At 57.0% G+C, this 20,479-nt stretch carries 19 protein-coding genes; 4 read left to right on the top strand and 15 right to left on the bottom strand.

Translation table 11 applies throughout. The features are described 5' to 3' along the window. Positions 1 to 58 precede the first annotated feature (58 nt). Positions 59 to 3,949, bottom strand: a complete 3,891-nt coding sequence (purL, locus tag AC6I8D_RS14940) for a phosphoribosylformylglycinamidine synthase (protein ID WP_312759034.1) — start codon at positions 3,947 to 3,949, stop codon at positions 59 to 61. Between the two features lie 268 nt (positions 3,950 to 4,217). Here purL and mltF point away from each other — a divergent pair, with 268 nt between their 5' ends. After that, positions 4,218 to 5,675 carry a membrane-bound lytic murein transglycosylase MltF gene (gene mltF, locus AC6I8D_RS14945; RefSeq protein WP_312055130.1) on the top strand — a complete coding sequence of 486 codons (1,458 nt, stop codon included), beginning with the start codon at positions 4,218 to 4,220 and terminating at the stop codon, positions 5,673 to 5,675. A gap of 2 nt (positions 5,676 to 5,677) precedes the next feature. Here mltF and tadA read toward each other — a convergent pair whose 3' ends face one another. Next, complete coding sequence (gene tadA / locus AC6I8D_RS14950; protein ID WP_312055132.1) at positions 5,678 to 6,172, bottom strand: tRNA adenosine(34) deaminase TadA; 495 nt, start codon at positions 6,170 to 6,172, stop codon at positions 5,678 to 5,680. Positions 6,173 to 6,235: 63 nt separating this feature from the next. Further along, positions 6,236 to 6,874, bottom strand: a complete 639-nt coding sequence (yfhb, locus tag AC6I8D_RS14955) for a phosphatidylglycerophosphatase C (RefSeq protein WP_312055134.1) — start codon at positions 6,872 to 6,874, stop codon at positions 6,236 to 6,238. A 154-nt stretch (positions 6,875 to 7,028) separates the two neighbouring features. Between yfhb and AC6I8D_RS14960 the strand changes: the two genes are divergently transcribed. Then, positions 7,029 to 7,868, top strand: a complete 840-nt coding sequence (locus AC6I8D_RS14960; protein ID WP_031376273.1) for a MurR/RpiR family transcriptional regulator — start codon at positions 7,029 to 7,031, stop codon at positions 7,866 to 7,868. A 55-nt stretch (positions 7,869 to 7,923) separates the two neighbouring features. Beyond that, complete coding sequence (locus AC6I8D_RS14965; protein WP_031376274.1) at positions 7,924 to 8,172, top strand: YfhL family 4Fe-4S dicluster ferredoxin; 249 nt, start codon at positions 7,924 to 7,926, stop codon at positions 8,170 to 8,172. On the opposite strand, the gene acpS is transcribed toward AC6I8D_RS14965, so the two are convergent. From acpS to rpoE, 11 genes are all read right to left on the bottom strand, one after another. Continuing rightward, entirely contained in the window at positions 8,169 to 8,549 is a 381-nt protein-coding gene (gene acpS / locus AC6I8D_RS14970; protein WP_031376275.1) for a holo-ACP synthase, read from the bottom strand. The genes AC6I8D_RS14965 and acpS overlap by 4 nt on opposite strands. Beyond that, positions 8,549 to 9,280: a pyridoxine 5'-phosphate synthase gene (gene pdxJ / locus AC6I8D_RS14975; RefSeq protein ID WP_312055137.1), complete on the bottom strand. Its 732-nt coding sequence runs from the start codon at positions 9,278 to 9,280 to the stop codon at positions 8,549 to 8,551. The genes acpS and pdxJ overlap by 1 nt, the downstream gene beginning before the upstream one ends. A 72-nt stretch (positions 9,281 to 9,352) precedes the next feature. Then, positions 9,353 to 10,081 carry a DNA repair protein RecO gene (recO, locus tag AC6I8D_RS14980; protein ID WP_312055139.1) on the bottom strand — a complete coding sequence of 243 codons (729 nt, stop codon included), beginning with the start codon at positions 10,079 to 10,081 and terminating at the stop codon, positions 9,353 to 9,355. 4 nt (positions 10,082 to 10,085) lie between these two features. Continuing rightward, positions 10,086 to 10,991 carry a GTPase Era gene (gene era / locus AC6I8D_RS14985; RefSeq protein WP_497820409.1) on the bottom strand — a complete coding sequence of 302 codons (906 nt, stop codon included), beginning with the start codon at positions 10,989 to 10,991 and terminating at the stop codon, positions 10,086 to 10,088. 150 nt (positions 10,992 to 11,141) lie between these two features. Next, the gene (gene rnc / locus AC6I8D_RS14990; protein WP_069728695.1) at positions 11,142 to 11,822 is read right to left on the bottom strand and encodes a ribonuclease III; all 681 of its coding nucleotides are present in this window, start codon (positions 11,820 to 11,822) and stop codon (positions 11,142 to 11,144) included. Between the two features lie 133 nt (positions 11,823 to 11,955). Continuing rightward, positions 11,956 to 12,930: a signal peptidase I gene (lepB, locus tag AC6I8D_RS14995; RefSeq protein WP_312055142.1), complete on the bottom strand. Its 975-nt coding sequence runs from the start codon at positions 12,928 to 12,930 to the stop codon at positions 11,956 to 11,958. Between the two features lie 9 nt (positions 12,931 to 12,939). After that, positions 12,940 to 14,739 carry a translation elongation factor 4 gene (lepA, locus tag AC6I8D_RS15000; RefSeq protein ID WP_312055144.1) on the bottom strand — a complete coding sequence of 600 codons (1,800 nt, stop codon included), beginning with the start codon at positions 14,737 to 14,739 and terminating at the stop codon, positions 12,940 to 12,942. A gap of 219 nt (positions 14,740 to 14,958) precedes the next feature. Further along, the gene (gene rseC / locus AC6I8D_RS15005) at positions 14,959 to 15,423 is read right to left on the bottom strand and encodes a SoxR-reducing system protein RseC (RefSeq protein WP_312055146.1); all 465 of its coding nucleotides are present in this window, start codon (positions 15,421 to 15,423) and stop codon (positions 14,959 to 14,961) included. After that, entirely contained in the window at positions 15,420 to 16,376 is a 957-nt protein-coding gene (gene rseB / locus AC6I8D_RS15010) for a sigma-E factor regulatory protein RseB (RefSeq protein WP_312759043.1), read from the bottom strand. The genes rseC and rseB overlap by 4 nt, the downstream gene beginning before the upstream one ends. Beyond that, positions 16,376 to 17,029, bottom strand: coding sequence for an anti-sigma-E factor RseA (gene rseA, locus AC6I8D_RS15015; protein WP_031376284.1), 654 nt, complete (start codon positions 17,027 to 17,029; stop codon positions 16,376 to 16,378). The genes rseB and rseA overlap by 1 nt, the downstream gene beginning before the upstream one ends. Positions 17,030 to 17,056: 27 nt before the next feature. Then, positions 17,057 to 17,635 (bottom strand): RNA polymerase sigma factor RpoE, encoded by a 579-nt coding sequence (gene rpoE / locus AC6I8D_RS15020; protein ID WP_497820410.1) that lies wholly within the window; start codon positions 17,633 to 17,635, stop codon positions 17,057 to 17,059. A 412-nt stretch (positions 17,636 to 18,047) separates the two neighbouring features. Here rpoE and nadB point away from each other — a divergent pair, with 412 nt between their 5' ends. After that, positions 18,048 to 19,670: an L-aspartate oxidase gene (gene nadB, locus AC6I8D_RS15025; RefSeq protein ID WP_069728760.1), complete on the top strand. Its 1,623-nt coding sequence runs from the start codon at positions 18,048 to 18,050 to the stop codon at positions 19,668 to 19,670. On the opposite strand, the gene trmN is transcribed toward nadB, so the two are convergent. After that, a complete protein-coding gene (gene trmN / locus AC6I8D_RS15030; protein ID WP_312055151.1) occupies positions 19,655 to 20,404 on the bottom strand; it encodes a tRNA(1)(Val) (adenine(37)-N(6))-methyltransferase TrmN in 750 nt (249 codons plus the stop codon). The genes nadB and trmN overlap by 16 nt on opposite strands. Positions 20,405 to 20,479 lie beyond the last annotated feature (75 nt).

Consider the following 20,479-nt stretch of genomic DNA (forward strand, 5'->3'; position numbering starts at 1 on the left):
CAGCCGCCTGAAAATAAACAGGAGGCGCAGTGGCCTCCTGTTGTTATCAGCGGATTAATTAACCCAGCTGTTTACGTGCGTTGCGGAAAATACGCATCCACGGGCTGTCTTCGCCCCACTCTGCCGGATGCCAGGAGTGGCTGACAGTGCGGAACACCCGCTCCGGGTGCGGCATCATGATGGTGACGCGGCCGCTTTCGTTGGTGACTGCGGTAATACCGTTTGGCGAGCCGTTCGGGTTAGCCGGATAGGTTTCTGTCACTTTGCCGAAGTTATCGATAAAGCGCAGCGCCACCAGTCCTTTCGCTTCCAGCGCGGCCAGATGCGCCGGGTCGCGCACTTCAACGAACCCTTCACCATGGGAAACCGCGATAGGCATATGCGAGCCGGCCATTCCATCCAGTAACAGCGACGGACTGGCTGCCACTTCGACCAGGCTGAAACGGGCTTCAAACCGTTCAGACTGGTTACGCACAAAGCGTGGCCACAGGTCACTGCCGGGAATCAGTTCACGCAGGTTGGACATCATCTGACAACCGTTGCAGACGCCGAGCGCCAGGGTCTGCGGACGGTGGAAGAAGGTCTCAAACTCGTCACGCACCCGTGCGTTAAACAGGATTGATTTTGCCCAGCCTTCGCCGGCGCCCAGCACGTCGCCGTAAGAGAAACCGCCACAGGCAACCAGCGCCTGGAACTCTTCCAGACTACGACGTCCGGCCAGCAGGTCGCTCATGTGCACATCAACCGCGGTAAAGCCGGCCCGGTCAAACGCCGCCGCCATTTCAACGTGTGAGTTGACGCCCTGCTCACGCAGCACCGCAACCCGTGGACGCGCGCCGGTGGCGATCATTGGGGCTGCGACATCTTCCTGTGGATTGAAGGTCAGCGTAACGTTAAGGCCCGGATCGCTGTCGTTCTTTTTCGCTTCGTGTTCCTGATCGGCACAGGCCGGGTTGTCACGCAGGCGCTGCATCTGCCAGGTGGTTTCTGCCCACCAGGTGCGCAGCGTGGTCCGGCTTTCGCTGTAAACCGCGCTGTCGCCCGAACGAATCACAAAGCGGTCGCCCGGCTGCGCGTGGCCCAGCAGATGACTGCAGTCGGCCAGACCGTGATCGGCCAGGATTTGCTCCACCGCCGCGCGATCGGCCGCGTTAATCTGAATTACCGCGCCCAGCTCTTCAGTAAATAAGGCGGCCAGCGGGTCATTGCCCAGCGCCGCGATATCCACTTCAACGCCACAGTGGCCAGCAAAGGCCATCTCTGCCAGCGTCACTAACAGGCCACCGTCGGAACGATCGTGGTAAGCCAGCAGTTTCTGCTGCGCCACCAGCGCCTGTATCGCGTTGAAGAAGCCCGCCAGCTGGCTGGCATCACGCACGTCAGCAGGCTTGTCGCCCAGCTGACGATAAACCTGTGACAGCGCCGTAGCGCCGAGGGTATTGGCCCCGTTACCGAGATCAATCAGCAGCAGCAGGTTTTCACCATCGGGCTGCAGCTGCGGCGTAACGGTACGACGCACATCTTCAACCCGCGCAAACGCGGTGATCACCAGCGACAGCGGCGAGGTCATCTCGCGCTGTTCGGTGCCTTCCTGCCAGCGGGTTTTCATCGACATCGAATCTTTACCCACCGGGATGGTGATACCCAGCGCCGGACAAAGCTCTTCGCCGACCGCTTTTACCGCAGCGTACAGACCGGCGTCTTCGCCCGGATGACCGGCAGCCGACATCCAGTTAGCCGACAGTTTGACGCGTTTCAGCGAGCCAATAGCGGTGGCCGCGAGGTTAGTTAATGCTTCACCTACCGCCAGACGGCCGGAGGCGGCGAAATCGAGCAGCGCAACCGGCGCACGTTCACCCAGCGCAAAGGCTTCACCGTGATAGCTGTCGAGGCTGGCAGTGGTCACGGCACAGTTGGCGACCGGGATTTGCCACGGACCGACCATCTGGTCGCGCGCGACCATGCCGGTCACGCTGCGGTCACCGATGGTGATCAGGAACGTTTTCTCCGCCACGGCGGGCAGATGCAGCACGCGATTCACCGCATCCACCAGGGTGATGCCATCACGCTGCAGTTCACTGCCCTGCGCCTGCTGCGTCACGACGTCACGCGTCATCTTCGGCGTTTTGCCCAGCAGCACGTCGAGCGGCATGTCGATCGGTTTATTGTCGAAATGGCTGTCGCTCAGGCTGAGATGCAACTCTTCGGTGGCTTCACCGATCACCGCAAACGGTGCGCGCTCACGCTGGCAAATCGCTTCGAACTCAGCCAGCTTCTCGGGTGCCACCGCCATCACATAACGTTCCTGTGATTCGTTGCACCACACTTCCAGCGGACTCATGCCCGGCTCATCGTTGAGGATATCGCGCAGGTTAAACTGACCGCCGCGGCCGCCATCGCTGACCAGCTCAGGCATCGCATTCGACAGGCCGCCCGCGCCCACGTCATGGATGAACAGAATCGGGTTGTCATCGCCGAGCTGCCAGCAGCGATCGATCACTTCCTGGCAACGACGCTCCATTTCCGGGTTGTCACGCTGAACCGAGGCGAAGTCGAGATCGGCATCAGACTGACCCGACGCCATCGAAGAAGCGGCACCGCCGCCCAGACCGATATTCATCGCCGGACCGCCCAGCACCACCAGCTTAGCGCCGACGGTGATTTCACCTTTCTGCACGTGGTCAGCACGGATATTGCCAATGCCGCCCGCCAGCATGATCGGCTTGTGGTAGCCGCGCAGCTCGGTGCCATTGTGGCTGGTAACCTGCTCTTCATAGGTGCGGAAGTAGCCGTTCAGTGCCGGACGACCAAATTCATTGTTAAACGCCGCGCCGCCCAGTGGGCCATCGGTCATGATCTCCAGCGCGCTGACGATGCGGTCCGGTTTACCGAAATCCTCTTCCCACGGCTGCCCGAAGCCAGGAATACGCAGGTTCGACACCGAGAAGCCGACCAGCCCAGCTTTTGGCTTAGCGCCGCGTCCGGTTGCCCCTTCGTCACGGATTTCACCCCCGGAGCCGGTTGCCGCGCCAGGCCACGGAGAAATCGCCGTGGGATGGTTGTGGGTTTCCACTTTCATCAGGATATGTGCCGCTTCCTGATGCCAGCGGTATTCGCTTTCTGCCGCGTCGGCGAAGAAACGCCCCACTTCGGAGCCTTCCATCACTGCGGCGTTGTCTTTGTAAGCAGACAGCACGTAGTCCGGCGTCTGCTCCATGGTGTTCTTGATCATCTTAAACAGCGACTTCGGCTGTTTCTCGCCATCAATAATCCAGTCGGCGTTAAAGATCTTATGGCGACAGTGCTCAGAGTTGGCCTGAGCGAACATATAGAGTTCGATGTCGTTCGGATTGCGACCCAGACGGGTGAACGCCGCCAGCAGGTAATCAATCTCATCGTCTGCCAGCGCCAGACCCAGCGAGAGGTTAGCCTGAACCAGCGCCTGACGGCCCTCACCCAGCACATCGACACTTTTCACCGGCTGCGGTGAGTGGTGAGCGAACAGCTGCTCAGCTTGCGCCAGATCACTGTAGACCGTCTCCATCATGCGATCATGCAGCAGTGCGCCAAGCGACTGCCACTGCGCCTCGGTTAACTGAGGTGCCTGCACATAAAATGCCAGACCGCGCTCGAGGCGACGAACCTGCGGCAGATCGCAGTTATGGGCAATGTCGGTGGCTTTCGATGACCATGGCGAAATGGTGCCAGGACGCGGTGTCACCAGCAGCAGACGCCCTTGTGGCGCATGTTCAGCGAGAGAAGGACCATATTTCAGCAGACGCTGTAAACGGGTTTGTTGGTCGGCGCTCAGTGGCGCGCTGACATCGGCAAAATGGACGTACTCAGCGTAAATATCACTCACCGGCAGGTGAGCGTCCTGAAAGCGGGTCAGCAGTTTGTTTACACGAAATGCCGACAGGGCGGGCGAACCACGCAGAATTTCCATCATAAGATCTCTCGTCTTCGAAACGCCGGGCGACGCTTCATTGGGCGCAACAGGGGAAAACGGGGCGTATTATAGAGAAAGCGACCTCGCGACGAAACCGTTTGCGCAAAATTTATAGCCCACCGGATTTGCCTGAAATTTGCGCAAAACCTGCTATATGAGTTGCTCAGCTTCGCTTTGTTGCGCAAAATGCCCCTCGCTCTGGGAGTTCAAAGAAGATAAATACTGCCTTTAAAAGACAGAGGCCTTAGAGCCAGCGAGAGATAACTATTTGAAACGCCTAAAATTTAATTATCTGTTTATCGGTCTGGTCGCCGTGCTGTTAGCCATGGCATTGTGGCCGTCCATTCCGTGGTACGGCGGTGGGCAGGACACGATTTCACAGATTAAATCACGGGGAGTATTGCGTGTCAGCACCATCAATTCCCCGCTGACTTACTACACCATTAATCAGGCTCCAGCCGGTATGGACTACGAGCTGGCAAAACGCTTCGCCGATTATCTGGGCGTTAAACTGAAGGTGACGGTGCGCCCGAACCTGAGTGACCTGTTTGACGATCTCGATGAAGGCAAAGCCGATGTACTGGCGGCGGGCCTGAATTACAACAGCGAACGCCTGGCACGGTATCGGACCGGGCCCGGCTACTACAACGTTTCGCAACAGCTGGTGTATCGCGTGGATAAGCCACGCCCGAAAAACCTCGGTGATCTCAAGGGGCGGCTGACGGTCGCCTCGGGATCGGCGTACCTCTCCAGCCTGAAAAGCGCCCGCTCAAATCAGTTCCCCGATCTGGACTGGGCAATCTCCACCGATCAAAGCCCGAAAGCGCTGCTGGAAGCGGTGGCGGATGGCAAACTCGACTACACCATCGGCGACTCGGTGACAATCGCCCTGCTGCAGCGCATCTATCCTCAGCTGGCGGTGGCGTTTGACGTCACCGATGAAGAGCCGGTGACCTGGTATATGAAGCAGAGCGACGATGACAGCCTGAATGCGGCGATGCTCGACTTCTTTAACGGTATGGGTGAAGAAGGCGCGATGGCGCGACTGGAGGAGAAATATCTCGGTCACGTCGGGACCTTTGACTATGTCGATACCCGCACTTTCCTGCGCGCTATCGACAGCACCCTGCCCGACATCAAGCCGCTGTTTGAGAAGTATGCCACCAGCATCGACTGGCGCCTGCTGGCCGCCATCTCTTATCAGGAGTCGCACTGGAATCCGCAGGCTACCTCGCCGACCGGCGTGCGCGGCATGATGATGCTGACCCGCAATACCGCTGAGAGCCTGGACGTTGGCGACCGCACCGATCCTGAGCAGAGTATTCGCGGTGGCAGTCAGTATCTGCAGAATATGATGGAAAAAGTGCCGCAGACCATCCCGGAAGATGAGCGCATCTGGTTTGCGCTGGCGGCCTACAACATGGGCTATGCCCACATGCTCGATGTGCGCAAACTGACGGCGCGTCAGGGCGGCAATCCGGATAGCTGGGCGGACGTTAAGCTGCGGCTGCCGATGCTGAGCCAGAAGCGTTACTACACCCAGACCACCTATGGCTACGCGCGCGGTCACGAGGCGTATAACTACGTCGAGAACATTCGTAAGTATCAGATTAGCCTGGTGGGCTATCTGCAGGAGCAGGAGAAGCGGCTGGCACAGCAGGTAGCTGCGCAAGCGGAACTGGCAAAAGGCTATCCGGCGGTTGAACCGAGCATCGCGATGAACTAGTGCTAACTCTGGCGCTGCGCCTGACGCAGCGCTTTTTTCTGCTCGCGCCGCATGCGGAAGAAGTCACTCAGCATGGCGGCACACTCTGCTGCCAGCACGCCGCTGTGCAATTCAATCTGATGATTCATGCCGGGATGGCCCAGTACATCCAGCAGCGAGCCTGCCGCTCCGGTTTTGACATCATGCGCGCCATACACCAGCCGGGTAATGCGACTGTGGACCATCGCGCCCGCACACATGACGCACGGTTCCAGCGTCACGTAGAGCGTGGTGTTCAGCAATCGATAGTTTTCCAGTACCTTACCGCCCTGCCGCAGCGCCATCATTTCGGCATGGGCGGTCGGATCGTGCTGACCAATCGGGCGATTCCAGCCTTCGCCAATCACCCGGTCATCCTGTATCAGCACCGCACCGACCGGCACTTCGCCCTGCTCCCAGGCTAATCGCGCCAGGCTGAGGGCGTGGCGCATCCAGTATTCATCGCGTTGTTGATTCATGCAGGCCACTCCCGGCAACAGAAAAGCGGCGCATTATAGCGGTCTCGTGGTCGCGGGTGAAACTTATTCCAGCTGTTGCAGTTCACCCGCCGGCGTGACACGCCAGCGATGCTGGCAGAAAAACAGCAGCGGGTTATCCTGCTTGCTGTCGCTGTACCCGCTGTAAAGCTGCAGCGGCGTGCCGATTTTCTCCTCCAGCTGCGCCACTTTCTCATGGCCGAGACAGCGCATCGCCAGCACTCGTCCACCCCAGCCGCGCTGCATCTGGCTGGCAATCATTTTCACCCGCGGCAGAAAGGCGGAGTCGTAGTAAACCTGTTCGACCAGCGACTGCGGTGAGCCGGTAATCAGCCAGACATCGGCGTCGTCGCTGCCGAGATAGTCCGTCAGCCGCTGCTGCACCACCGGGAACGCTTTCACCCGCAGGCGAAACCATTGCGCGAAGTCAGCTTCCAGACGCAGCAAGGTTCGCTCTGAATGACCAAAGGTGATCGACCACAGCAACAGGCTCATCGGCCAGCGTGCCGCCCGGCCTTTGAACAGCAATCCGAGCCCCACCACCGGCAGCAACGGCACCACCAGCAGCAGATTCAGCGGCCGGCGTCGCAGCAGATAACGCATGAAGGTGCCAAACATATCCTGTTGATGCAGCGTGCCGTCCAGGTCGAAAAATACGATGCGACGTTGTGTACCCTTGGTCAAACAACTCTCCTTTTCGCTGATTTTGCGCCAATAGACTCTATTGTAGCCATCATCAGGCGGCACGGCGATGGCTGTCATTTTTAATTCCGATGACTACAATGCCAGATGAATAGTTTATTCTTCGCAAATTACTCCTGAATCATGAGGATTGGGCATGAGTTCATTGCTGCGCATTCGCCAGCTTTATCCCCGCCTGGCGCTAAACGAACGCCGGCTGGCTGATTTTCTGCTGTCACAACCCGATCGGGCCCGCCATCTGAGTTCGCAAAAGCTGGCCGAAGAGTCAGGCGTCAGTCAGTCGAGCGTGGTCAAGTTCGCCCAGAAGCTGGGCTACAAGGGGTTTCCGGCGCTGAAACTGGCTCTGAGTGAGTCACTGGCTGACAAAGATGCCATTACCGTGCATAACCATATTCTCAGCGATGATCCGCTTAAGATGGTGGGTGAGAAGTTGCTGGCTGAAAAGCTGTCGGCGATTCGCGCCACGCTGGATATCAACAGCGAGGAGAAGCTCAACGAGGTGTTGCAGCTGCTAAAGAATGCCCGGCGCATTTTACTGGTGGGAATTGGCGCTTCCGGCCTGGTGGCGAAAGATTTTTCATGGAAGCTGATGAAAATCGGGATCAACGCGGTCGCCGAACAGGATATGCACGCCCTGCTGGCCAGCGTACAGGCGATGGGGCCGGGCGACGTGCTGCTCGCTATCTCCTATACCGGTGAACGGCGTGAGATCAATCTGGCCGCGCAGGAAGCCGCCCAGGTGGGTGCCGACGTGGTGGCCTTTACCGGCTTTACCCCGAATACTTTGCAACAGAGCGCCAGTCAGTGTCTCTATACCGTGGCGGAAGAGCAAAGCACCCGCAGCGCGGCGATCTCTTCGACCACCGCGCAGCTGGCGTTAACTGACCTGCTGTTTATGGCGCTGGTACAAAACGATCCGGAACGCGCCTCCAGCCATATCCGTCACAGCGAAGCACTGGTGAAAAAGCTGGTCTGATCAGCCGGAGGGCGTATAATAGCCGCGCTTTTTCTGTTGTAACCAGGTGGGAAAAATGGCGCTGTTGATCACGGCCAAATGCATTAACTGCGATATGTGCGAACCGGAATGTCCGAACCAGGCCATCTCGCTGGGTGATGCGATTTATGAAATTGACGTCAGCCGCTGCACCGAGTGCATCGGACACTATGATGAGCCAACCTGTCAGCGGGTTTGCCCGATCGATAACACCATTATCACTGATCCACAGCACACCGAATCACGCGATGCGCTGTGGGATAAGTTTGTGGTGCTGCACGGCTAGCTTTCGATAATTACCGTGGCGCAGGCGTAATGACGTTCGTCAGCCAGCGTCACGTGAACGCTTTTCACGCCCAGTCGCTGTGCCAGTTCATCCGCATGCTGGAAAAAACGTAACCCCGGTTTCCCCAGCGCATCGTTATAAACCTCAAACTGATTGAAGGCCAGACCGCCGCGAATGCCGGTGCCAAATGCCTTGGCCGCCGCCTCTTTGACGGCAAAACGCTTGGCGAGAAAGCGCACCGGCTGCTGGTGCGCCTGATATTGCTGCCATTCCGCTTCGCTCAGCACCCGACGTGCCAGCCGATCGCCGGAGCGCTCAATCACCCCGGCGATACGCTCGATTTCGACGATATCGGTGCCCAGCCCGAGAATTGCCATCAGCGACGCGCTTCACGCAGCAGCTGCTTCATCTCCCGGACTGCATCAGGCAATCCGCTCATCACCGCACGCCCAATAATCGCATGACCGATATTCAGCTCATGCATCTCCGGCAGTGCGGCAATCGGCAGCACGTTGTGATAGGTCAGACCGTGGCCGGCGTTGACCTTCAGACCAAGGCTGGCCGCAAAGCTAGCCGCCTGACGGATGCGCGCCAGTTCCGCGTCGCGCGCCAGACCTTCCGGGGCTTCAGCGTAGGCACCGGTATGAATTTCGATGTACGGCGCCCCGCTGGCCACCGCCGCTTCAATCTGGCGGTGATCGGCATCAATGAACAGTGAAACCAGGATTCCCGCTTCACTCAGCAGCTTGACCGCCGCATTCAGCTTGTCCTGCTGGCCGGCCACGTCCAGTCCGCCTTCGGTGGTCACTTCCTGACGCTTTTCCGGCACCAGACAGCAGAACTGCGGCTTGATATCGCAGGCGATACCAATCATCTCATCGGTGACCGCCATCTCCAGATTCATCCGCGTCTGGATGGTGTCTCGCAGAATACGCACATCGCGATCGGTGATATGACGACGATCCTCGCGCAGGTGCACGGTAATACCGTCCGCGCCTGCCTGCTCAGCGATAAACGCCGCCTGCACCGGATCGGGATAGTTTGTCCCGCGCGCGTTACGTACCGTGGCAATGTGATCGATATTGACGCCTAACAGCAACTCAGCCATGACCATTCTCCCTTCTTATTCATCATAATGTTGAGTGTACCGCGTTGCGTCCGGCAAGCGGTACGACCAGCGCTATTCAGCCGCTTCGTCCGGTTTTTTCTTCGGGATAAACTGACGAAACAGCTCCTGACTCTTGAGCGGCTTACCGCCGAGGTAAGGTTTCAGGGCGATACGGGTGAACCGCTTGGCCGCTCGCAGACTGTCGGCATCGGGAAACTCACGCTCACACAGGGCGCGCAGCTGGCGACCGGTGAAACTGCGTTGATTCAGTACCAGACTGGCGATAAAGCCGCGCTCTTCGCGGTAGCTGTAGGTCATCTCGTCGCTGACCGGCTCGCCGCTGCCGGCACAGTGCAGGAAATCGACGCCGTAGCCAAGATGGCCGAGCAGCGCCAGTTCGAAGCGGCGCAGCGCAGGTTCTGGCGACCCCTGAGATGAGGCTAAGCTTTGCAGACAGTTGAGGTAATCGAAGAACAGCTCGGAGAAGGGGAATTCCTGCTCCAGGACGCGGGATATCAGTTCGTTGACGTAGAGTCCGCAGTAAAGCGTGATGCCGCTGAGCGGTAACGCCAGCGACACTGCTTCGGCATTGCGCAGGGTTTTAACCTCGCCCCGCCCGCTCCAGCGAACCAGCAGCGGGGTAAAAGGCTGTAGCGCTCCTTTCAGCTGGGAGCGCCGTGAACGCGCCCCTTTCGCCAGCACCCGCACCCGCCCTTCGCTTTCGCTGAACAGGTCGAGCAGCAGACTGGTCTCACTGAAGGGACGACTATGCAGCACAAAGGCGCGTTGCCAGCCTTCCATCGAATCAGAGATCGTCTGTGTAACCCAGGCTGCGCAGCGCACGTTCGTCGTCCGCCCAGCCCGATTTCACCTTAACCCACAGTTCGAGATGCACTTTCGCTTCGAACATATCTTCCATGTCTTTACGCGCTTCAATGCCGATGGTTTTGATCTTGCTGCCTTTGTTACCAATCACCATCTTCTTCTGACCTTCACGCTCAACCAGAATCAGGCCATTGATGTCGTAGCCGCCGCGTTCGTTAGAGACGAAGCGTTCAATTTCTACCGTCACCGAGTAAGGCAGTTCAGCGCCGAGGAAACGCATCAGCTTCTCACGGATGATCTCCGACGCCATAAAGCGCTGTGAACGGTCGGTGATGTAATCTTCCGGGAAGTGGTGATCGGCCTGGCGCAGATGTTTACGGGTAATTGCCGCAATGGTATCGACGTTATTCCCGCTTTCCGCCGAGATCGGCACGATATCGAGGAAGTTCATCTGCTGGCTCAGGAATTGCAGATGCGGCAGCAGAATACTTTTATCCTGGATGTTATCGACTTTGTTGATCGCCAGCACCACCGGCACTTTGCCGTCGCGCAGTTTGCCTAACACCATTTCATCATCCGGCGTCCAGCGGGTGCCTTCAACCACGAAGATCACCAGTTCCACGTCGCCAATTGAGCTGCTGGCAGCGCGGTTCATCAGACGGTTAATCGCGCGCTTCTCTTCCATGTGCAGGCCAGGTGTATCGACGTAGATCGCCTGATAGGCGCCTTCGGTATGGATGCCCATGATGCGGTGGCGCGTGGTTTGCGGCTTACGCGAGGTGATCGACACCTTCTGCCCCAGCAACTGGTTCAGTAAAGTGGATTTGCCGACGTTAGGTCGGCCGACAATCGCGACAAAGCCGCAATAAGTTACGTTTTCGCTCATTCGAGTCCTGAGTTATTCAGCGCCTGTTCAGGCGCCGGGATAGTGCATATTCGGGTCATGATTGATCCAGCGCCGGTTCAGACGCCAGGGCCAGCAGGCAGTCAGGTCATGATATAGCGGGCACCGTTGCCGGTGCCGGGGTCAGGGGAATTATTCGAGACCCAGTTTAATCAGCGCCTGTTCGGCGGCTGCCTGTTCTGCTTTACGGCGGCTGGAGCCTACGCCCACCACCGGCTCGGCCATGCCACTCACCTGACAGTGAATGGTGAATTCCTGATCGTGGGCTTCGCCACGCACCTGGACCACCAGATAGCTCGGCAGCGGCAGGTGACGCCCCTGCAGATACTCCTGCAGGCGCGTTTTTGGATCTTTTTGTTTGTCGCCAGGACTGATTTCGTCGAGGCGGCTCTGATACCAGTCGAGGATCAGTTTTTCTACCGTCTGGATACTGCTATCGAGGAAGATACCGCCAATCAGCGCTTCCACCGTATCCGCCAGGATCGATTCGCGACGGAAACCGCCGCTTTTCAGCTCACCAGGCCCTAAACGCAGGCATTCGCCGAGATCAAATTCACGCGCCATTTCCGCCAGCGTATTACCGCGCACCAGCGTGGCACGCATGCGGCTCATGTCACCTTCATCAACCCGCGGGAAGCGGTGATAAAGTGCGTTCGCAATCACATAGCTGAGAATGGAATCGCCGAGAAATTCAAGACGCTCGTTGTGCTTACTGCTGGCGCTGCGGTGAGTCAGGGCCTGCTGTAACAGTTCCGAATGAGTAAAAGTGTAGCCCAGTTTGCGCTGAAGCTTGTTAATCAGGATGGGGTTCATGCGATTCCAGTTCTTTGTTGCGTCTGTGACTCTGCATACCAAACAGGGCTGAGAATCCAACACTTTCCGTTTGGTGTGCAGTGGCCTCCCGCAGGAGGCCACCCGATTTGCCTGTTAATCAGACAATAATTTTTTAGTGAATGCCGCCGATACGACTGAATCGCACGCCGGTAGGCCACTGTCCTTCTTGTTTCTCAAAGCTCATCCAGATAGCGACCGCTTTACCGACCAGATTACGCTCCGGGACAAAGCCCCAATAGCGGCTGTCGGCGCTGTTATCACGGTTATCGCCCATCATGAAATATTGCCCTTTCGGCACCACCCAGCTCGCCTGTGGCTGACCCGGCTGCTGGTAATACATGCCCGCCTGACTCTGCGCTTCGTTTACCAGCAGGATGTCGTGGGTCACGTTGCCAATCGTCTCTTTACGGGTGCCGAGGCGTAAGCCTCCGCGCATGGTATCGCCCTGCGGCACCTGATAGAAACCGTTGCCGGTTTCGTTGCCATCAAAGCCGCTGAAGGTCTGAATAAACTTGCTCGGCTCAACGTCGGTGTAGGTCACCGCTAACGCGGTGTCACAGGCTTTACCGTCGGTACAGGCTGGCTTAACCGTCAGGGTTTTGCTGTAAGGATCATAGATCACTTTATCGCCAGGTAAACCAATCACGCGTTTAATGTAGTCGAGGCTCGGATCTTTCGGGTATTTAAATACCGCAATGTCACCGCGCTTAGGCTGACCGGTTGGGATCAGCGTGGTCTGGGTGATTGGATCTTTAATGCCGTAGGCAAACTTCTCCACCAGAATAAAATCGCCAATCAGCAGCGTCGGCATCATCGAGCCCGATGGGATCTGGAACGGTTCGTAAATAAACGAACGCACGATGAACACCACGGCCAGTACCGGGAACACCGAGGCGGTAGTTTCAACCCAGCCCGGCTGCGACGATACTTTCGCCAGCGTTTTGCTGTCGAGCGTATTACCGGTTTGCGCCTGAGCCGCCGCCTGTTTAGCCCGACGTTGCGGTGCCCATTTAAAACGATCAATAACCCAGACGATGCCAGTAATCAGCGTCGCTATCGCCAGTATCAGGGCGAACATATTAGCCATTGGAAATCCTTATTTGCTGTCCTTACCGACATGCAGAATCGCGAGGAAGGCTTCCTGCGGCAGCTCAACGTTACCGACCTGCTTCATTCGCTTCTTACCGTCTTTCTGCTTCTGCAACAGTTTCTTCTTACGGCTGACGTCGCCGCCATAACACTTGGCGAGAACGTTTTTACGCAGCTGTTTAACCGTTGAACGCGCGATAATGTGGTTGCCGATTGCCGCCTGAATCGCAATATCAAACTGCTGACGCGGGATGAGCTCTTTCATCTTCTCAACCAGATCGCGTCCGCGATACGGTGCGTTTTCACGGTGGGTAATCAGCGCCAGCGCATCGACACGTTCGGAGTTAATCAGAACGTCGACGCGCACCATGTCAGAGGCCTGGAAACGTTTAAAGTTGTAATCCAGCGAAGCATAGCCGCGTGAGGTGGATTTCAGACGGTCGAAGAAGTCGAGCACCACTTCTGCCATCGGAATCTCGTAAGTCAGCGCGACCTGATTGCCGTGGTAAACCATATTGGTCTGAACGCCACGTTTCTCAATGCACAGCGTAATGACGTTGCCCAGATACTCCTGCGGCAGCAGCATATGACACTCAGCGATTGGTTCACGCAGCTCTTCAATGTTATTCAGCGCGGGCAGCTTAGACGGGCTGTCGACGTAGACCACGTCGCCGCTGGTGGTAACCACTTCATACACCACGGTCGGTGCCGTGGTAATTAAATCGAGATCGTATTCACGCTCCAGACGTTCCTGGATGATCTCCATGTGCAGCAGACCAAGGAAGCCGCAACGGAAACCAAAGCCCAGCGCCGTTGAGCTTTCTGGCTCATAGAACAGCGAGGCGTCGTTCAGGCTCAGTTTGCCGAGCGCATCACGGAACGCTTCATAGTCGTCAGAGCTGATTGGGAACAGACCGGCATAAACCTGCGGCTTCACTTTTTTGAAGCCTGGCAGCGCTTTGTCAGCCGGGTTACGCGCGGTGGTCAGGGTATCCCCTACCGGCGCGCCAAGGATGTCTTTAATCGCACAGACCAGCCAGCCCACTTCACCGCAGTTAAGCTCGGTACGATCGACCTGCTTCGGGGTGAAGATGCCGAGACGGTCAGCGTTATACACCTGGCCGGTACTCAGGACCTTAATTTTATCGCCCTTGCGCATGGTGCCGTTTTTAACCCGCACCAGCGACACCACACCGAGGTAGTTATCGAACCAGGAGTCGATAATCAGCGCCTGCAGCGGTGCATCCGGATCGCCTTCTGGCGGCGGGATGTCACGCACTAAACGTTCCAGCACTTCCGGTACGCCAACGCCGGTTTTTGCCGAACAGCGCACCGCGTCAGTGGCATCAATGCCGACGATATCTTCAATTTCCTGCGCCGCACGATCGGGATCGGCCGCTGGCAGGTCAATTTTGTTCAGAACCGGCACTACTTCCAGATCCATCTCAATCGCGGTGTAGCAGTTCGCCAGGGTCTGCGCTTCTACGCCCTGCCCGGCATCCACCACCAGCAGAGCGCCTTCGCAAGCCGCCAGTGAGCGGGAAACTTCATAGGAGAAGTCAACGTGCCCCGGAGTATCGATGAAATTGAGCTGGTAAGTTTCGCCGTCTTTCGCGTGGTAATCGAGCGTTACGCTCTGTGCTTTGATGGTAATACCGCGCTCGCGTTCCAGATCCATAGAGTCAAGAACCTGGGCGGCCATCTCACGGGCGGTGAGGCCACCGCAAATCTGAATCAGGCGGTCAGAGAGCGTAGATTTACCATGGTCGATGTGGGCGATGATGGAGAAATTTCTTATGTGCTTCATTTATATGAATATCTTCGCATAGAGAATCAGTTGAAAACCTGAGCACAGACACATTCAGGAAGATCGCTCTTTACCCACAATCCTGTCAGCCTCATTAATGACGACGCATATTACACTGTTAACGCCGCGCATAAAAGAATGGAACGTTGTGGAAGCGAAACAGAGTTTTGCCTAAGGGAGAACAGACAAAGGCCGCGGAGTGCGCGGCCTGGAGATACGTTACGCTTCGCTTTCAACGCGCAGCGCGTCAGGAGGTAATGCGATGTTCAGGATCACCGGTTGAAAGGCTTCGCGATCGCCCAGTTTCATCGAGACGCCTTTGGCGATAATAAAGCCGCCAATCCCGCCCAGCAGCGCACCACAGGCAGCCGCCAGATCGCTGCTGAACAGCGCCTGAAACAGCCCTGCCACCACAAACAGGCCAAACAGCGGAGTCATGTAAACCAGCAATGCCGAACCCAGCAGGCTGCTCTCGCGGATACCCAGTTCGATGCGCTGACCCGGCTGTAGCGGTTTGCTGCTGGCGATCTGCATTACGTGGGCATTTTTCGGGCCGAGCTTGTTCAGCATGTGGCTGCCGCAGCCTTTACGCGCCTGGCAACTGTTGCAGGAGGTTTTCGCTTCAGTATGCAGAGTGGCGATGCCATCCTGCCATGCCACCACGGTGGCCCATTCTCTCATCATTTTTGTGACCCCAGGTCGATGCTGTCCGCAATGCGTTTTGCTGTCGAAGGCGGTAATTCGCCGACCACCGCAATCTCGCTATTATTGCGCACAACCGTTTGTACCGTACGACGTCCAGTGCGCAATGTCTGGGTGGTACTGCTTTTATCGGCCGGAGTGATATTAATGGCGAAGCTGAACAGGCCGTCGCTGTAGAGACGCGACTCCATGTTTTTGTTCAGCGCGGGCAACGTACGACGATTCTGCGAGACCAGCGTCATGCCGGCGGGTATCCAGCCTGGCTGCCAGTTAAGCGTCACCGCATCGCCTTTCGGCACCGAGAGCGATGGCGGCAGGTTGGCTTTCTCCAGCCCCTGCATCAGGTTACGCACCCCTTCATCCACCGCGAAGCTGATGACGCGGAACTGCTCCAGCGTTTCACCGTCGCGATCCAGCAGGTCAATCCGCAGAGGCAGCTTGGTATCCACATCCAGCCAGACTACATAGCTGTAGCGGGTGCCATCACGCGACACGATGCGCAACACGTCGCACATCTGATCGGCGATACGCGAGCGGCCTACGGTAATAAAATCGTACGCACTGCCCAGCTTGGCGAAATCCGCAAAAATCACCGACGGCAGCGCATCGATAATGTGGTTGCCGGGCAGCGAGAACGGCTCAAGGCCAGGTTCGAAGTAGCTGATATCATTGCCACGCTGGATCACTTCACGTCGCGGGCCGTCCATCTGCAACAGCTGAGCAAAAATACGCTCATCAATCACAGCATGACGATAACGCAACGATTCAATGCCGAGGCGGGAGACGTTGATATAGGCGAATTCGTAGTTGAGGTTTTGACTTGCCTGCTCCATCTGCTGCAATAACGCCCCGGACGCAGAAGGTTGCGCCGGGGCGGCAGATGACCACAACAGGCTGCCTGTCAGCAGGCTAACAGCATACCAAAGCGGCTTCATTACTGCTGCTGGAGTCCTAAGGATTGGTTTCCGGGAACATCAGCCTGTGCTTGTTTCGGTGCATCGGTTTCAAACTGCAGCTGATCGGCATGTAAACGGCGTTGCAGTTCATAATCCTGCAGCATCGCATTAACGCGACGGCGCTGATCCTGAACCTGCTGATTAGCGCTGTTGGTATCAAACGCATCAGAAGGCACGCCGAGGCTGACCGGTGAAGCTTTGCCCATCATCGGCAGGGTGTTAAACACCGGTGAATCAGACGATTCAGCCGTGCCGCCGTTAGGCTGGTTATAGTGCTGGACGCCAACGATCACTGCCAGAGAAACACAGGCAGCCACGCCGACCTGGGTTAACTGCGCTGCCCATGGACGCACTTTCTGCCAGAACGGCATTTTTTCCCAGCGGGAAGGTTCTGGCTGCGCTTCAGGGATCAGCGGTGTAACAGTACGCAGCGGTTCTTTTTCGATGGCAGCGGCAACGCGTGCAGAGATATCGAAATGCAGGAACTCGCCAACATCGCCGCGCATGGTATCGCGAATCAGATGATAGCTTTCCCAGCTTTTCTGTAGATCTGCATCCTTCGACAAGGCTGAGAACAGCTCGTTATCTAAGGTCTCACCATCCATTAAAGCGGAAAGTTTTTCTTTCTGCATGCCTATGTACCCTTCCAGTAGCCGTTATCACTGACGTTGGATAAGCGGTTGAACTCTATTATCAATGGCCTCTCGCGCACGGAAGATACGTGACCGAACAGTGCCTACCGGGCAATCCATAATGACGGCGATCTCTTCATAGCTCAGGCCGTCCAGTTCCCTGAGGGTGATTGCCATACGCAAGTCCTCGGGTAGCGCCTCGATGGTACGAAAGACAATTTGTTTCAATTCGTCAGACAACATTAAGTTCTCAGGGTTCGAAATTTCTTTTAATGCACCCGCACTTTCGAAATTTTCTGCGTCAATCGCATCCACATCGCTGGATGGCGGACGTCGCCCCTGAGCAACCAGGTAATTTTTCGCTGTATTAACCGCAATGCGGTACAGCCAGGTATAAAACGCGCTATCGCCCCGGAAAGAGTCCAGTGCGCGATACGCTTTAATAAACGATTCCTGTACTACATCAGGCACATCGCCCGACGGTACATAGCGTGAAACCAGGCTCGCCACTTTATGCTGGTAACGAATTACCAGTAAGTTGAAAGCTTTTTGATCTCCCTTCTGTACCCGTTCAACGAGGATCTGATCCGTTAACTGCTCGCTCATCCGAGGTAATGTCTCCCCAAATTTTTTATACGCGTAAAGTAACTGCCAGCACATCTCAATGGTTCTGAGCAAGCATGCGCTTAGAGTTGTGATGTGGTGCGAAGTTCACTTATCGCCCAAATATTTACCGCTCCGCTGGAGATTATCCGGCTTGTTCATTTTCGTTCAGTACAGGGAGCGTAAATCGCAGGCAGAGTAACCTATGACAACGGCTTTTTCATCTTTAAATCCCTGCGCTTAATTAAGTTTGGTATAAAAAACACTTTTTAAACCAGCACCAATTTAACCTGCTGATTGTTAGCGACATTTAGCCTGAAGCTGTCCGGCGCGCTGAAAACTTGTTCAAAATACTTCACAACAACCGGCTTAACGCTTATGCTCAGGCCTATTCTTGTTTAGTAAATTAAACACCATGACAAATGCAAATCCGGATTATCAGTGTGATGTATTGATTGTGGGCAGCGGTGCCGCCGGCCTGTCGCTGGCGTTACGTCTGGCCAGACATTATCAGGTGCTGGTGCTCAGCAAAGCGCAGGTCAATGAGGGCTCCACTCTTTATGCGCAGGGCGGTATCGCGGCGGTGTTCGATGAAACCGACAGCATTGAGTCGCACGTGGAGGATACGCTGATTGCCGGCGCCGGCCTGTGCGATCGCGACGCCGTTTCGTTTATTGCCAGCAATGCCCGTCACTGCGTGCAGTGGCTGATTGATAACGGGGTCGCCTTTGATATCGATCCGCAGGCGGCAGGCGAGATGCGCTATCACCTGACCCGTGAAGGCGGCCACAGTCATCGCCGCATTCTGCACAGTGCCGATGCCACTGGCCGCGCGGTAGAAACCACGCTGGTCAGTCAGGCGCTGAGCCATCCCAACATCCGGATTCTGGAACGCACTAACGCGGTCGATCTGATTCTTTCAGACAAACTGGGCCTGCCCGGACCACGCCGTGCTGTGGGTGCGTGGATCTGGAACCGCAATCGCGAGCAGGTGGAAACCTGTAGCGCCCGCGCCGTGGTGGTAGCAACCGGCGGCGCAGCCAAAGTCTATCAATACACCACCAATCCCGATATTGCCTCTGGCGATGGGATCGCGATGGCGTGGCGTGCCGGCTGCCGGGTCGCCAATCTGGAGTTTAATCAGTTTCACCCGACCTGCCTGTTTCATCCGCAGGCACAGAATTTCCTGTTAACCGAAGCATTACGTGGCGAAGGTGCCTGGCTGCTGCGTCCTGACGGCAGCCGTTTCATGCCCGATTTTGATCAGCGGGCTGAACTGGCGCCGCGCGATATCGTCGCCCGGGCGATAGACCACGAGATGAAACGGCTGGGCGTAGACTGCATGTATCTCGATATCAGTCATCAGCCGGAAGCGTTTGTCCGCGCTCACTTCCCGATGATTTACGACAAGCTGCTGACCTTTGGCTTTGATCTGACCAAACAGCCGATTCCGATTGTGCCTGCCGCGCACTATACCTGTGGCGGCGTGATGGTCGATCAGCAGGGGCGTACCGACCTCAATGGCCTGTATGCGATTGGTGAAGTGAGTTATACCGGCCTGCACGGCGCTAACCGGATGGCGTCCAACTCACTGCTGGAGTGTCTGGTTTATGGCTGGTCAGCTGCGGAAGATTTGATTCGCACCCTGCCCGACGTCGAAGCGGTAACGACCCTGCCCGGCTGGGATGAGAGCCAGGTCGATGATGCGGATGAGCGGGTGATCATTCAGCATAACTGGCACGAACTGCGGCTGTTTATGTGGGATTACGTCGGCATTGTGCGCACCACCAAGCGCCTTGAGCGGGCGTTGCGTCGTATCACGCTGCTGCAGCAGGAAATTGATGAGTATTACCATCACTTCCGCCTCTCCAACAATCTGCTGGAGCTGAGGAATCTGGTGCAGGTCGCCGATCTCATGGTGCGCTGCGCACTGGAGCGAAAAGAGAGCCGCGGATTGCACTACATCCGCGACTATCCCGACCTGTTACCCGAGGCGCTGCCGACCATCCTGACGCCGCCCGGCTACAGGAACAGATAGAAGGCCCGCGTCAGGCAACACCAGTCTTCAGAATAATGGGTGTCGGGCGCGCGAATGGCGAGACGCTCCAGCAGCGTTTCGCCGGCCTGCGGAGAGAAAGCCAGCAGCACGCGATGCGGCGGGCGATGGGCATATTCCGCCACGTCCAGCCGAAAGCGTAAATGCCAGCCATCAGCCAGCGCCTGGCTGATAAACGTTTCGCCGGTCGCGGTGGGCAATACCACGCAGAACATCCCCTCTTCTTCAATCAGCAACGCTGCGCTGCGTAACAGGGTCTGATGATCGAGGGTGCGGGTCGCACGGGCGCTGTCCCGCGCCGCGGTGGAACAGGCGACGCCAGGCGTAAAGTACGGAGGATTGCTGACAATCAGCGAATAACGCTGCTCGCAGTCTTCGGCCCAGCGGGCGATATCCTGCTGATGGATGTGAATACGCTGCGGCCACGGCGACTGCTGTACATTCTCGCCTGCCTGCTGCGCCGCCTCAGCGTCTAACTCGACCGCATCAATCTCAACCGGCGACGGCGTGCGCTGCGCCAGCATCAGCGCGATCAGTCCGCTGCCGCTGCCAATGTCCAGAATCCGCCTGACGCCAGCCACCGGCGCCCAGGCACCAAGCAGAATGGCATCGGTACCGACTTTCATCGCACAACGATCGTGCGCGACAAAAAATTGTTTAAAGGTAAATCCGTTCTTGTTTAACCGGGCCCGCTCACGCGGCTTGTCGTGCATCATGGGTCGCTACCGTTTACTTTTTTTTCTGCCGTGCGGCAGCGCATAAGTGTAACGTGACAGGTAAGGGAATTCACG

This window comes from Pantoea sp. X-Soil-MYKO-1785, assembly GCF_059730675.1.